Here is a 13412-nt window from a genome sequence, read left to right as displayed (position 1 = left end):
AAAAGACATTTTTTTGATATTAAAGATTGGTTGCTTACCGATTATTCCTGTAAGTTTTAAGTAGAAGCTGTTTGGATAACATTTAGGATAATACATTAAGAAATGTATCTATGCAGAAGGCAAATAAAAAGCCTGTAATGGTTATTACAGGCTTTCAAATTTATTGATATTGAATATATATCGGTTTTGGTGTAAGCTTTAATAGCTCTTCAGGAGTCATCAAACGCTTGGGCTCTTTCTTTAAATCATTTTTATAAAATAGCTTGAAGCCGGTAAACTGTACCGGTTCGCTCTGTATAAAGTGGCGATAAGTACCTTTTTTTAATTCCGGTTCGCCCCATCCATCCATATGCATTACCACCTGCACCTCAGGACGTAATTTAATATTAGGCGAATTGGTTACCATCTTCTTTGTAAAACGGTGCAATACAAAAACTTTTGGAGGCAAATTGTATTTTTTAACAATATCTGCTAAATAACCGGTTACATAATTAACATCGGCAGCATCGTAGGTGCCAATTTTTTTACCTGGTAATGATCCGTCTTTCATTGAAAATTCAGGATCAATACCTAAATGAACATATGGCAGTTCCAGGTATTTTGCAATATGAGGCAGCTCTGCTTTAATCGTACTTAAAGCGACCTGAAGATCCAGGAATACAATGGTGTTAGGTTGCATTTTGGCAATTTTTAAAACAGAATCAATCTGTTTATTACCCATTCTGTTAATGTATTTTCCATCTTTACCTGGTGTTCCGCTGGCTACTGCAGCAATATAGTGCAGGCCTGGTTGTACCGGCGTAGAAGGATCAGCTTTTTCCCAATGTTTAACCTCTGCATTTAAACGCTGCCACATTTCTTTAGGTGCATATTCGCCAAGTGCACCCATTTTTTTCGAATGCAGGTTTCCGTAATAAACAACAATGCGTTTAAAAGGTAAAATCGCTCCGGCTAAAGGATAAGGTTGTTTTTTTACCGGCCATCTTCCGGTAGTATCTCCGTTTGCCAGTTTCTTTACCAGCGAATCGTAAAGCTTTGGATCAACCGGTTTCATTACGTTAACCGTTGAGTCTGTTTTCTTTTTGGTTGAATCAGATGAAAAGATTTTACCGATACCGCCACTGCTCTTGCCGTCTGAATTACAGTTGGCAAATAAGCTGATTGCGGCAAAACCAAGTATTAGTGTGCCTGCTAATTGAGGGAATTTCATAGATATTATAAGTAATTAAAGTTTAAACAGTTTTCCGAATCTGTTTTGATGAAAGTAGGGTGGAAATCTGGTAGTTTAAAATAAAGTAATCAACATTTACACATTGCAGAATTTGCCAAAAACACCCAGAGGCAATTTAATGCCCGATGTGGCCTGTAGAAACAGTTCTCCTGTTTCGAGGTTTTTAACAGATGGGAATGATGTGCGGATTAAATTTTCTACAATTACCGAAGAAAAACCTAAAGAGTAAGTATTTAAGATTAAGAAATGTTCTTTTTCATCTAGCAGTTGTACTACATCCTGCATCATTTCCTGGATATGATCTTCGAGTTTCCACTTTTCGCCATTAGGCCCGTGGCCGTAAGCAGGTGGGTCTAATATGATTCCGTTGTATTTTTTGCCTCTTTTAAGCTCTTTTTTAACAAATTTTAAAGCATCTTCTACCATCCACCGGGTATCTTTCAATCCCGAAAGTTCCTGGTTTTCATTTGCCCAGGTAACCACCTGTTTAATCGAATCTACGTGAGTAGTTTCGGCACCTGCCGCATTGGCAATTAGTGATGCCGCACCAGTATAAGCAAATAGATTTAAAACTTTAGGCTGTGGCGTTTTAAATTTTTTAATCGAAGCAGAAATAAAGTCCCAGTTTACAGCCTGCTCAGGGAATACGCCTACATGTTTGAAAGAGGTTAAGCCTAAGCGGAGTTTAATACCCACTTCGTTGTTTTTATATTCTACATGCCAGCGATCTGGAATTGATTGATTTTTTTTAACCCATTCACCAGAAGTAGCCGAACGCCCCCTGAAAGTAATATTGGCCGCTTTTTTCCAATCCTGTTCGGAGTATGTTTTTTTCCATACGGCCTGAGGTTCAGGACGGATAAGGGTTACATTTCCAAAACGTTCTAATTTTTCAAAATCCCCGCAATCTATCAGTTCATAATCTTTCCAGTGGGTTGGGGCAAGTAATTGTATCATGTATTTAAAATAGCTTTAAATTAGGATAATTTTTGATGTATTGATCGTCAGTTATTAGGATTAGCTTATCTGCTAATGCTTGTGAAATAATCAATCTGTCAAAAGGGTCCCTGTGAATTAGCGGTAAGGCTAAATATTTGTCGAAGTGGTGTTTTTGTATGTTTAAAACAGACAGGTTAAATTGATCTATTACTGCATACATTTCATCCAAGTCTCTGGTAACAATTAGCTTTCCTATATTAAGTTTAATAATGATTTCCCATAAACTGGCAATGCTTATGAACTTATCATTCTTAGTATCTTCAATGCTGTTTATTACTGATACTTCAAGACCATTATCTTCATTAATTAAGGAGATAAAAATATGAGTATCTAGCAGAAGCCGCATTACATATACTCTTTTAAGTCATCTAATGGCTCGTTAAAATCTTTAGGGATAATAAAAAGGCCTTTTGCAGCGCCGTATAAGCTTTTTGGTTCTTCAACAATGTTTTTTTGTTCGCTTTTTGACTTTGGAAAACTCTTCGAATGTTTAGCTTTTAAAAAATCAATAAAATCTTCTACCTCGTTTACCATGCTTTCTGGTAAGGTTTCCAATTTGTGAATGATATTTTTTGTGGCCGTAGTCATGTACAAATATAAGAATTTTCTTAAAATTTATCTTTTGCAGCTTTCATGAAGCGGCTGGCGAATACGAAATCGTTTAATTCTTTAATGTCAGTATGTGCAATTTCCTTGTTGCTGCCTTCCCAGAATTTCTTTCCTTCATGCAGGAACAAAATATAATCGCCAATACCCATTACCGAGTTCATATCATGCGTTACCACGATAGTTGTGGTTTTATATTCTTCTGTAATTTCCTGGATCAACTCATCAATTACGATTGAAGTTTTTGGATCTAAACCCGAGTTTGGCTCATCACAGAACAAATACTTCGGGTTCATCGAAATGGCACGCGCAATACCTACACGTTTTTTCATTCCACCCGATAATTCTGCCGGGAACAATTTGTTTTTACCTGCAAGATTTACGCGCTCTAAACAAAAATCAACTCTTTCAAGCTTTTCTTTTCTGCTTTGATCAGTAAACATATTTAGAGGAAACATGATGTTTTCTTCAACTGTCATACTATCGAACAAGGCAGAACCTTGAAATAACATGCCAATTTCTTTACGCACTTCAATACGCTGTTCGTAGGTCATGGGTGTAAAATCACGGCCATCGTATAACACCGAGCCCGAATCTGGCTGATGCAAACCCACCATACATTTCAGTAGAGTTGTTTTTCCTGATCCGGAACCACCGATAATTAAATTGGTTACACCTTCTTCAAACTTTCCGGAAATGCCTTGTAATACATCATTTCCGGAGAACGATTTATAAATATCTTTAATTTCGATCATTACAATAAAAGTTGAGTAACTAAATAATCGCAAACAAGAATAGAGATACAGCTAATTACAACTGCTCTGGTACTGGCCTGCGAAACTTCTAAAGCACCACCACGAACATAAAAACCTTCGTAAGCCGGAACTGAGGTAATAATGAAACCAAATACAAATGCCTTCACCAAAGCCACGGTAATGGTATAAGGGTTAAAATCAGTGGTTATACCTTGAATATATTCAGCCGGGGTAACAGCACCAGAAATAGAACCGCCAATATATCCACCGGTAATACTTAAGAACATAGAAATGATAACCAACATGGGTACCATGGTTATGCCTGAAATAATTTTAGGGAGGATGAGGTATCCAGGGGCATTTATACCCATAATTTCTAAGGCATCAATCTGCTCCGTAACACGCATTGAACCAATTTCTGATGAAATGGCCGATCCGATTTTTCCTGCCAGTACAATTGCACTAATGGTTGGGCTTAACTCCAATATACTGGAGTCGCGGTTTACAGAACCAATAATTGTTTTTGGAATAAAATCGCTAACCAGCTGGAAAGCAATTTGTAAAGTCATTACCGCACCGATAAAAGTAGAGATAATCGCAATTAAACCTAAAGAGCCTACACCAACATAATCCATTTGTTTGGCGATTTCTTTCAGGTATATTTTCAGTTTTTCCGGCTTTCTGAATACAGACTTGAGTAGCAGGATGTATCTGCCGAAATTGGTAAAATTCATTCCGTATGTATTTGCTTAATTTAAATGATCGTTCTATACTACTACAAAGAAACGATAAAAATTTGTCGCTCTTTGCTAATTGCAAAAATATTCGTGGTTTTGAATATAAATATGGTTTTTTGTTAACAAAAATTAAACCATAAATAATGAAAGCTGTAATAACCGGAGCAACTAAAGGAATTGGTAGAGCTATTGCGATTAAATTTGCCCAAAATGGATACGATTTAGTTTTGGTAGCAAGGGGTTTAAACGAACTTGAAAAGCTAAAACAAGAACTAACCCCTTATGGGAATGCTGTTTTTACTCAGGCAGCCGATTGTTCAGTTAAAGAAGAAGTGTATGCTTTTTTAAATTCTACAGCTATAAATTTAGATCAGGTAGATGTTTTAGTAAACAATGTGGGGATCTTTTTACCTGGCAGCCTGCTTGATGAGGATGACGAAACATTCGAAAAGCAACAACATTTAAATACGAATGCCGGTTATTACATCAGTAAATTTTTTGGCAGAAAAATGCGCTCAGCGAAGCGGGGCCATATATTCAACATCTGTTCGGTGGCCAGTAAAGCACCTGTAAAAAATGGAGGCAGTTATAGTGTAACAAAAGCAGCGATGTTAAGTCTTAATCATGTATTGCGGCAAGAGTTAGCACCTCACAATGTTAAAGTCACTGCTTTTTTGCCAGGCTCTACCAAAACTTCATCGTGGGAAGGAACAACAATTCCGGATGAAAAATTTGTACAGCCTGAAGATATTGCAGAAACTTTGTTTACCATTTTAAACTTAAGTAAAGGGGTAAATGTAGATGAGGTTTTGATTACTCCGCTTGATTTTTAAACACAAAATGAACAACGTTATGGAAAAGAAGCTTTTTAGAAACGAACACGATAAGATGATTGCCGGTGTAGCTTCGGGACTTGCAGATTACATGCAGGTGGAGGTTACCATAATTAGATTATTGTTTGCATTATCGGCTATATTTATGGCTGGCGGCGGCTTAATAGCCTATATAATTATGTGGATTATTGTTCCGGTTAATAACGATCCGGCTGCAAGATTCTCGAAATTTAACGATTACTTCGGTAATAAAAATCCAAATGCACAACCATTTGGAACGGCCGATCCTTTTGCCGGGCCTGCAAATGCAGGAAATCAAAATTGGACGCAACCTGTTGATGGCGGGCAGAAAACACCTTTCGAAACCCAGCCCAATTTTGACAAATTCAATAAATCTAGTGATACTGGCCGCACGATAGGCGGATTAGTATTGTTAGTAATAGGCTGTTTCTTCCTGATGCGCGAAATGGATTTTATACCCGATTGGTTTAGTATCCGCAATTTATTCAGGTACATGTGGCCATTGATCTTTATTGCACTGGGTGTAAGTATTATTGCTAAATCAAAAAGAAAAAACGATTGGGCGGCCTTTCAGAACCAACAGGAAGCTGAGCAGAAAAAAACTGCCGATTTTACCGAAACTGTTGTAGAAAATGAGCCAGCAACACCAGTTAACAAAGATGATAATTCAACATCCGCTAACCCTCAAGTATAAATAAAATGAAATTAGATAGATTAATTTGGGGTATTATCCTGCTTTTTATTGGCGGTGTACTTCTACTCGAAAACTTTGGCGTAATCAATTTTTATTGGCGCAATGTTTGGAGCTTTTGGCCGGTATTCTTAATTATTGCAGGCTTAAATATCCTGTTCAATAAAAACAATTCGCAAACAGGAAGTATCATTTCTATTGGTGTTTTAGTGGTGGCCTTGTCGTTTCTTTTTTATAAAGGACAGCAGGTTCCGGAGCGTGGCAATTGGTGGGGACGTCATTTTAAAAAAGATGTCGACATTAATATCGAACACAATAATGGCGACAACGATGATGACGATAATGATAACGACACTTCGTATAATCATTTAAGTTTATCCGAGCCCTTTGTAGCTGCAGATAATGCGAAAAAAACGGTATTAAATATTTCTGGAGGAGGCATCTCATTTAATCTGGATGGCGAAACCACTGAGTTGATCAATGCCGATGTAAAGAAAAAACATGGTAACTTCTCTTTAAAGAAATTGCTTACGGATAGCGCTACCGTGCTTACTTTCCAGATGGATGATAAAAAGAACAAATGGAACTTTGGCGATGGTGATAACGATGTTAACTTTAAATTAAATAAAGAGGCCAACTGGGATATTTTAATGAAACTGGGCGCTGGTGAAGCAAACTTCGATTTTGCCAGTTACAAAGTACGCACCTTCCGTTTTGATGGTGGAGCAGCAGCTTTGGATATTAAATTCGGAGATTTATTGCCCATAACCGATGTAATTGTGAAATCTGGTGTGGCCGATGTAAAAATTAAGGTGCCTGTCAACTCAGGTTGCCGGATTAAAACCAAAACCGGTTTATCAGCTAAAGATTTCGAAGGTTTCGAGAAATTGAGCGATGGTGTTTATGAAACCTCAAATTATAAAGCCTCGACCAAAAAAATCTTTATTAATTTAGATGGTGGATTGAGTAACTTTGAAGTAAGCAGATACTAGAAAGGTTGAAGGTTAGAAGGTAGAAGGCGTAAGGCTTCATTAACGGAATCTTTATAAAATGCTGATCTTACCGTCCTAGAATCTCATAATCCTGATCCAATCTAATGAATCCTGATCAATATATTGTAGTAATTAATGGAAAGCCACAAGGCCCGTATAATTTAACCGACCTGAAAGATTTAAACATCAGTGCGAATACTTTTATACGTAAACCCGGAATGGACGATTATAAAGAAGCTCATGCAATTCCCGAATTGCGTGAGCTTTTGGGTTTTAGCTATCAAAAAACTGCGCCTCAATATTTTGCCGCTTTCGATCAAAGGCTGCTGGCATCGGTGATAGATCACTTTATTATTTTTGGAATATATAGCATCATTATTTTAACGAGCTATATTTTTATCGAAGGCAAAGATCAGCGGATTATGGCTTTTCTCATTCCGTTCCCATCCATATTTATCATTAAACTTATTTATGGCAGTATTGCCGAAGCATCAGCCGGTCAGGCCACCATTGGTAAAAAACTCCTCAATATTAAAGTAACCGATTTAGAAGGTAGCCGGGTTTCATTTGGTATTTCTCTGGTCAGGAATTTTTCTAAAATATTATCTGTAATTCCTGTTTTTTTTGGTTATCTGTATAGCTTTTTGAATAAGAAAAACCAGTGCTGGCACGATATTGCAGCTAATACTTTGGTGATCAAAGACAGGTTGATATAAGTTAGAAAAGCAAAGTCAATACCACTATTTTCGTTAGCCGGGCTGTACGCTATATCTCCGATGAAAAATCGGAGGATGCCGCTGTCATCCCGTTTATTAAACCTGGGCCGGTGCAATGGTGCCAAACCTACCCACCGTTAAAAAATAACCCGATCAAAGCGGGAGCAGGACTGCAATTGCCAGGCAATATGGCTCTTTCATTTCCAAAAAAAAGCTTTGAATTTTTGTTATAAGATCAGGTCGATTTAATTACAACATTCCAACATTAAAACATTCCAACAATCCTTATCTTTGCAAACAGATGGAAAATATATTGGCAAAACATGATCTGGCTGGCGGATATTGCAACAGTTTAACCGCTTATTCGAGGTATTTAACCCGTGAAGTGAACATTGGTGATATCGCCTTAGGTGGGCATAATCCAATCCGGATCCAATCCATGACAACTACCGATACCATGGATACTTTGGGTACCGTAGAGCAGACAATCCGCATGGTAGAATCAGGCTGCGAATATGTTCGTATCACTGCGCCAAGCATTAAAGAAGCTGAAAATCTGGCCAATATTAAAAAAGAACTACGCTTCCGAGGTTATAATGTGCCGTTAATTGCCGATATCCATTTTACGCCTAATGCAGCCGAAATGGCCGCGCGTATAGTAGAAAAGGTAAGGGTTAACCCAGGCAATTATGCAGATAAAAAGAAATTCGAGAATATAGAATATACGCAGGATGCCTATAATGCAGAGTTAAGCCGGATTTACAAAAAGTTTATTCCTTTAGTAAAAATTTGTAAAGAGTATGGTACGGCCATGCGCATCGGCACCAACCACGGATCGCTTTCCGACAGGATTATGAGCCATTACGGCGATACGCCCCGCGGAATGGTTGAGTCGGCAATGGAGTTTATCCGCATGTGCGAAGACCAGAATTATTATAACCTGGTGATCTCGATGAAAGCCAGCAATACCCAGGTGATGGTTCAGGCCTATCGTTTGCTGGTAGAAACCATGGCTAAAGAGGGGATGAATTATCCTTTGCATTTAGGCGTTACTGAAGCCGGTGATGGAGAAGATGGCCGTATTAAATCAGCCGTTGGTATTGGAACCCTATTAGAAGATGGCTTGGGCGATACCATTCGTGTTTCGTTAACCGAAGATCCTGAATTTGAAGCACCAGTAGCTAAGGCTTTGGCAGACCGTTATGCTTTAAGGAGTCCGAAGAATGAAGTCGGAAGTCCGGAGTCGAATGATCTACGCTCTACGCTCCACGCCCCACGCTTAACTTACAATCCTTACGAATACAACCGCCGTATTACTAGCCCTGTTCAGCACATTGGCGGCCATCATCATCCGGTAGTGATGATCGATGTTTCGAAAGAAAATTTAAAAGACCCTTACTTTTTAAGTGCTGTTGGCTATAACTACAGTGCAGGTTTAGATAAATATAATTTAGCCGATCAGGCTTGCGATTTAGCCTTTTTAGGTGATAATTTGCCATCGTTCTCTTTCCCCGGAAATTTAAAGCAAGTTTATAATTACCAAACCTGGTTACATCTTAAAGATAAAAATAACTGTCACCCTTTATTTTCTTTTGAAGCTTTTAAAGAGGCAGAAGTTAAAGACGAATTTTTAAACTTTGTTCAAGTTGATGCCAAGCAATTAACCAATTTAACAATTAACCAGTTAAGCAATGTTGTATTAATTCTCGAAACATCAGCAGCACACGGCATGGCCGAGCAAAGATCATTTTTTGTTGCTTTACAGAAGAAAAACATCCAGATCCCGGTTATAGTAAAAAGAACTTACCAGGATGTAGATGCCGATCATTTAATGCTTTATGCTGCAACTGATATCGGCGCTTTATTTACCGATGGCTTTGGAGATGGGGTGTGGATTGATGCACAAGGTCAAAACCTTTCGCTGATTAATTCAACCAGTTTTGGGATTTTGCAGGCTACACGCACACGCATTAGTAAAACGGAATACATCTCTTGCCCAAGTTGTGGTAGAACACTTTTCGATTTGCAGGAAACCACACAGTTAATCCGCTCCCGCACCGACCATTTAAAAGGAATAAAAATCGGTATCATGGGCTGTATAGTCAATGGTCCGGGCGAAATGGCTGATGCCGATTACGGTTACGTGGGTACTGGCCCTGATAAAATTACTTTATACCGTGGTAAAGAAGTGGTAAAGAAAAATGTAACGACTGCCTATGCCTTAGACGAACTGATCGACATTATCAAAGATGATGGCAATTGGGTAGAAAAGGTTTAAAATGCGCTCCGTGGTTTGTGTTCCCACAAACCACAATATTGTCATTCTGAGCGCAGCGAAGAATCTGTATCTTGATTGAAACACTTATTCCTTGATCTGTGAGGATACAGACCGAGGAGTTTCGTATAATGATACTAAATCTCATTCTGAGCTTGTCGAAGAACCTTAAGATAAGCTCAACATGACACTCGAAAAGCAATCAATGCTATGCCGTTTAATTTCTGACCAATAAATCCTAAATTGCCTTAATGAATATCCCGGAGTTTCAATCCCTTTTTATCGAACTTAGAAACTGGCTCGCTGGCAAAGGCCTTGCCGGTGGCGAACTCATTTATTCTTATTTTTTTATAGGGCTTATTGGGGTTGTTTTATTTCTGTTTATCACCATATTTTTAACCCGACAGGTTTTTATCGGTGTGGTAAAAAGTGCCAAAACAAAGTCAGACTGGCAAAAAGCTTTGTTCGAATTTAGGGTTTTCAGAGCTTTTGCTTTAATATTTGGTGCCTACATCATTTATAATGTTGTTCCCTATCTTTTTATCGATTTTAAAAACTGGCTGTTTTATGCTTTAATATTTGCTAAAATCTACATGGTGTTAGCGGTGATGTTTGCCGTAAATGCATTTCTGAATGCTTTGGTTTCCATTATGGAATCATCAAAGAAATATGCCGATAAACCTGTTCGGAGTTACAAACAGGTCGCCAAAATTGTGTTTTACATTGTTGGTTTTGTGCTCATCCTGTCGATTATCCTGGGCGAATCGCCGTTATATGTTTTCGGCGGATTTGGAGCCGTTACTGCTGTTTTTATTTTGATTTTCAGAGATCCGATTTTAGGTTTTGTGGCCTCAGTACAGATGAGTGCCATCGATCTGGTGAGGGTAGGCGATTGGATTACTGTAGAGAAATATGGTGCCGATGGCGAGGTAACCGAAATTAATTTAACTACCATTAAAGTAAGAAACTGGGATAAAACAGTAACTATTGTACCGAGTTACGCCATTGTAAGTGAATCGTTCAAAAACTGGCGGGCGATGGAAGAAAGTGAGGGGAGGAGGATTAAACGGCACATCAATATTAAAATTTCGAGCATTAAATTCTGCGATGAAGAATTGATTGGTAGACTGCAAAGTATCGATTTTCTGAAAGATTACCTGAAAGAAACACAGCAATTTATCGAACGATACAATGCGGAAAATACGGTAGATCCCAATAACCTGGTTAACGGCCGCCACATGACCAATATCGGGACTTTCAGGGTGTATGCAGAAAAATACCTGGAGAGCAATCCGCATATTAATACCGATTTAACCTTCATGGTGCGTCAGTTACAGGCTACAGAAAATGGTCTTCCCATTGAGATTTATGTATTCTCAAAAGAAAAAGGCTTAAAACGTTTTGAAGAAGTTGCTGCCGATATCTTTGATCACCTGCTGGCTGCGGTGCCTTATTTTGATCTCGAAATCTTCCAAAGCCCAAGCGGAAGTGATATGCGTAATTTTGTGAGAAGAGGGGATGATTAACATTGAAAAAATTAGAACTCCCATAAATAATTTCCACCTAAGTAGTTTCTTAGGAAAACCAAAGAAATGATAATCAAAAAGACTAAAATTCCCTGAAGTGTAACGTTTTGTGCTAATTTATTATTGAAATAAAGAATTATTGCAAGCAAAATGCCTAAAGTACTGGTGATTAGTCCAAAAAAATCATCCTTAAAAAACCGAGCTTTACAAACAATAATTACATCAGGTTTCCGCAAACCATAATATAAGATAATGCCGGTTATTTTTGACCTATAGATTAACAGTGAATCATTTTCATTTATGATATTAAAAAGCTGGGCTGGGATTTTGTATTTTTTATTAGAGGTTTGTGCGGTAAAAATATGTGCTCTTCCGTTTTTTGAGCGATGCCCTTCAGAATCATTAATAAACTCGGCTTTTAATTTGACAGGTGAAAAATTACTATCAAAAGAAATAATAAAACAGAAAGATAACGTTAGTCCAATTAAGATCTGCTTAAATATGGCTTGATTAAAGCCTGAGAGGTTAATTTTATCTTGAGCCATAATTTATAATAGCCCAAGATAATTAATTTATTCTTCGTTTATAAAAGTGATTACCTTTTCGCAAACCTTAAACAAAAGTGGTGGCAAAGTTTCGTTGGTGTAGGGCTGCGTAGCACCATAAACGTGATTGGCACCTTCAATTTTAACCAATCTGCTATTTGGGTTGGCCTCTGCCAAAGTTTGTGCAGTTTCAAAAGGCACATTCACATCATCATCGCCATGAACAATTAACCAGGGAATGTTTACGCGTTTTGCTGCATCTAAAATATTCAATGCTGCTGCATTTTCTTTAAAATCTTGCAGTAAGGTAACATTTAACGGCATCTGCTCTTTGGTACGGGCATTGGTTACGAATATTTTGCCATTCTTTTTCCACTCAGCTTCCTGCTCTTTTTTCCACAGACTGCTAAAATCGCCAATGGCACTCCAGGTAATCAGTTTGTTAATTCTTAAATCGTTCGCAGCCTCGATGATTGATAATCCACCACCACGACTATGGCCTATCAGGTTCACTTTGGTATCTTTACCGTAGGCTTTTTCGATAAAATCGAGCATCGCATTGAGGTCAAATAGTTCTTTCGATACGGTATTGCTGGCAAAAGCATCCATATCAGTTACATCTTTCGGATCATCAACCGGAACTCCACTATGCGATAAATTGAACTTAACATAGCGATAACCGTTGCTGGCAAAATACCGGGCCACTAAATTGTGTGCCCCCCAATCTTTAAAGCCTTTAAAGCCATGTACAAAAAGTACAATGGGGGTATTAGGGTTTTTCTCATCGAAAGTAATATCGCCGATAATTAATTTTCCGTCAGCACCACTCAGGCTAAAATTGCTTTGCGTAATCATAATTTAAGGAATTGGTATAGATTATAAACCTACGAAATCTTATTTTGTTGTGTATTTTTTGTGTTTAAAACAGAAGCATATTGACCACAACTGTGAGTATAATAGCCCTGATGGAAATGGAAATCCCTTTTGGATAGGTAAATTGTTTTTTCGCCAGGTTTATCCAAAAGGATTGGAATGTACAGCAGGACAAAGCCTTTCCTATTCTCACTGACATTGCGCTTCAAAAAAAGAATACTTTATAAATTATTCTTTAGCGTAATAATACCACGCCCATCCGATAAACAGGAACTGCAAAGGCAATCTTACCCATGCAATAAGCGGTGTGACCAGTATTTTACCCAATATGAATGGTGCCATCCGGATCATGTAGATATGCGCGGGTAAAAAGGCAATCAACATCAGTATAATTAACAGTGCTGCTAGCTTTCTGGTCTTCTTAATCAACAATAAAAGCCCAAAAACAATTTCCAATATCCCCGAAAAGTAAATTAAAAAGCCAGGAGCAGGCAACCATTTTGGCATAATTACGTAATATACTGCAGTGGATAAAAAGTGGTTACATCCAGCCAGGACGTAGAAGAGGGCATAAATCCAAAGAAAAATGATACGGATTGGTTTGTTCATGTA

15 protein-coding genes are annotated in these 13412 nt (G+C 38.0%); 6 read left to right on the top strand and 9 right to left on the bottom strand.

What is annotated here, in order from left to right; genetic code table 11:
• Nucleotides 1-160: 160 nt before the first annotated feature.
• The 6 genes from CA265_16040 to CA265_16015 form a co-directional block, all read right to left on the bottom strand.
• Nucleotides 161-1210 (bottom strand): hypothetical protein, encoded by a 1050-nt coding sequence (locus CA265_16040; GenBank protein ARS41084.1) that lies wholly within the window; start codon nucleotides 1208-1210, stop codon nucleotides 161-163.
• 96 nt (nucleotides 1211-1306) lie between these two features.
• Complete coding sequence (locus CA265_16035; GenBank protein ARS41083.1) at nucleotides 1307-2188, bottom strand: oxidoreductase; 882 nt, start codon at nucleotides 2186-2188, stop codon at nucleotides 1307-1309.
• Nucleotides 2189-2192: 4 nt separating this feature from the next.
• Nucleotides 2193-2576 (bottom strand): hypothetical protein, encoded by a 384-nt coding sequence (locus CA265_16030; protein ID ARS41082.1) that lies wholly within the window; start codon nucleotides 2574-2576, stop codon nucleotides 2193-2195.
• Nucleotides 2576-2818 (bottom strand): hypothetical protein, encoded by a 243-nt coding sequence (locus CA265_16025; protein ID ARS41081.1) that lies wholly within the window; start codon nucleotides 2816-2818, stop codon nucleotides 2576-2578. Before CA265_16025 ends, CA265_16030 begins: the two co-directional genes overlap by 1 nt.
• A gap of 20 nt (nucleotides 2819-2838) precedes the next feature.
• Complete coding sequence (locus CA265_16020; protein ARS41080.1) at nucleotides 2839-3591, bottom strand: ABC transporter ATP-binding protein; 753 nt, start codon at nucleotides 3589-3591, stop codon at nucleotides 2839-2841.
• Nucleotides 3591-4325 (bottom strand): ABC transporter permease, encoded by a 735-nt coding sequence (locus CA265_16015; GenBank protein ARS41079.1) that lies wholly within the window; start codon nucleotides 4323-4325, stop codon nucleotides 3591-3593. Before CA265_16015 ends, CA265_16020 begins: the two co-directional genes overlap by 1 nt.
• Nucleotides 4326-4471: 146 nt before the next feature.
• Here CA265_16015 and CA265_16010 point away from each other — a divergent pair, with 146 nt between their 5' ends.
• The 6 genes from CA265_16010 (at nucleotide 4472) to CA265_15985 (ending at nucleotide 11382) form a co-directional block, all read left to right on the top strand.
• A complete protein-coding gene (locus tag CA265_16010; protein ARS41078.1) occupies nucleotides 4472-5161 on the top strand; it encodes a short-chain dehydrogenase in 690 nt (229 codons plus the stop codon).
• Nucleotides 5151-5876, top strand: a complete 726-nt coding sequence (locus tag CA265_16005) for a hypothetical protein (protein ARS41077.1) — start codon at nucleotides 5151-5153, stop codon at nucleotides 5874-5876. Before CA265_16010 ends, CA265_16005 begins: the two co-directional genes overlap by 11 nt.
• Nucleotides 5877-5881: 5 nt before the next feature.
• Nucleotides 5882-6865, top strand: coding sequence for a hypothetical protein (locus CA265_16000; GenBank protein ID ARS41076.1), 984 nt, complete (start codon nucleotides 5882-5884; stop codon nucleotides 6863-6865).
• Between the two features lie 104 nt (nucleotides 6866-6969).
• Nucleotides 6970-7581, top strand: coding sequence for a hypothetical protein (locus CA265_15995; protein ID ARS41075.1), 612 nt, complete (start codon nucleotides 6970-6972; stop codon nucleotides 7579-7581).
• A gap of 301 nt (nucleotides 7582-7882) precedes the next feature.
• Nucleotides 7883-9859 carry a 4-hydroxy-3-methylbut-2-en-1-yl diphosphate synthase gene (locus tag CA265_15990; protein ID ARS41074.1) on the top strand — a complete coding sequence of 659 codons (1977 nt, stop codon included), beginning with the start codon at nucleotides 7883-7885 and terminating at the stop codon, nucleotides 9857-9859.
• Between the two features lie 248 nt (nucleotides 9860-10107).
• Complete coding sequence (locus CA265_15985; GenBank protein ID ARS41073.1) at nucleotides 10108-11382, top strand: mechanosensitive ion channel protein MscS; 1275 nt, start codon at nucleotides 10108-10110, stop codon at nucleotides 11380-11382.
• 11 nt (nucleotides 11383-11393) lie between these two features.
• Here the strand turns inward: CA265_15985 and CA265_15980 are convergent, their stop codons facing one another.
• The 3 genes from CA265_15980 to CA265_15970 form a co-directional block, all read right to left on the bottom strand.
• Complete coding sequence (locus CA265_15980; GenBank protein ID ARS41072.1) at nucleotides 11394-11927, bottom strand: hypothetical protein; 534 nt, start codon at nucleotides 11925-11927, stop codon at nucleotides 11394-11396.
• A gap of 27 nt (nucleotides 11928-11954) precedes the next feature.
• The gene (locus tag CA265_15975; GenBank protein ARS41071.1) at nucleotides 11955-12782 is read right to left on the bottom strand and encodes an alpha/beta hydrolase; all 828 of its coding nucleotides are present in this window, start codon (nucleotides 12780-12782) and stop codon (nucleotides 11955-11957) included.
• A gap of 246 nt (nucleotides 12783-13028) precedes the next feature.
• Nucleotides 13029-13409, bottom strand: a complete 381-nt coding sequence (locus CA265_15970) for a DoxX family protein (protein ID ARS41070.1) — start codon at nucleotides 13407-13409, stop codon at nucleotides 13029-13031.
• Nucleotides 13410-13412 lie beyond the last annotated feature (3 nt).

This window comes from Sphingobacteriaceae bacterium GW460-11-11-14-LB5, from assembly GCA_002151545.1.
GTDB lineage: Bacteria > Bacteroidota > Bacteroidia > Sphingobacteriales > Sphingobacteriaceae > Pedobacter.
Note: the sequence above shows the minus strand (reverse complement) of the source record. Positions and strands in the feature narration are given on the sequence as shown.

Bases quoted from the DNA above. Each gene is read 5' to 3' on its own strand.
- CA265_15985 (ARS41073.1), top strand. From the start codon at position 10,108: ATGAATATCCCGGAGTTTCAATCCCTTTTTATCGAACTTAGAAACTGG.
- CA265_16040 (ARS41084.1), bottom strand. From the start codon at position 1,210: ATGAAATTCCCTCAATTAGCAGGCACACTAATACTTGGTTTTGCCGCA.
- CA265_16000 (ARS41076.1), top strand. From the start codon at position 5,882: ATGAAATTAGATAGATTAATTTGGGGTATTATCCTGCTTTTTATTGGC.
- CA265_15975 (ARS41071.1), bottom strand. From the start codon at position 12,782: ATGATTACGCAAAGCAATTTTAGCCTGAGTGGTGCTGACGGAAAATTA.
- CA265_15980 (ARS41072.1), bottom strand. From the start codon at position 11,927: ATGGCTCAAGATAAAATTAACCTCTCAGGCTTTAATCAAGCCATATTT.
- CA265_15970 (ARS41070.1), bottom strand. From the start codon at position 13,409: ATGAACAAACCAATCCGTATCATTTTTCTTTGGATTTATGCCCTCTTC.
- CA265_16010 (ARS41078.1), top strand. From the start codon at position 4,472: ATGAAAGCTGTAATAACCGGAGCAACTAAAGGAATTGGTAGAGCTATT.
- CA265_16025 (ARS41081.1), bottom strand. From the start codon at position 2,818: ATGACTACGGCCACAAAAAATATCATTCACAAATTGGAAACCTTACCA.
- CA265_16020 (ARS41080.1), bottom strand. From the start codon at position 3,591: ATGATCGAAATTAAAGATATTTATAAATCGTTCTCCGGAAATGATGTA.
- CA265_16035 (ARS41083.1), bottom strand. From the start codon at position 2,188: ATGATACAATTACTTGCCCCAACCCACTGGAAAGATTATGAACTGATA.
- CA265_16015 (ARS41079.1), bottom strand. From the start codon at position 4,325: ATGAATTTTACCAATTTCGGCAGATACATCCTGCTACTCAAGTCTGTA.
- CA265_16030 (ARS41082.1), bottom strand. From the start codon at position 2,576: ATGCGGCTTCTGCTAGATACTCATATTTTTATCTCCTTAATTAATGAA.
- CA265_15995 (ARS41075.1), top strand. From the start codon at position 6,970: ATGAATCCTGATCAATATATTGTAGTAATTAATGGAAAGCCACAAGGC.
- CA265_15990 (ARS41074.1), top strand. From the start codon at position 7,883: ATGGAAAATATATTGGCAAAACATGATCTGGCTGGCGGATATTGCAAC.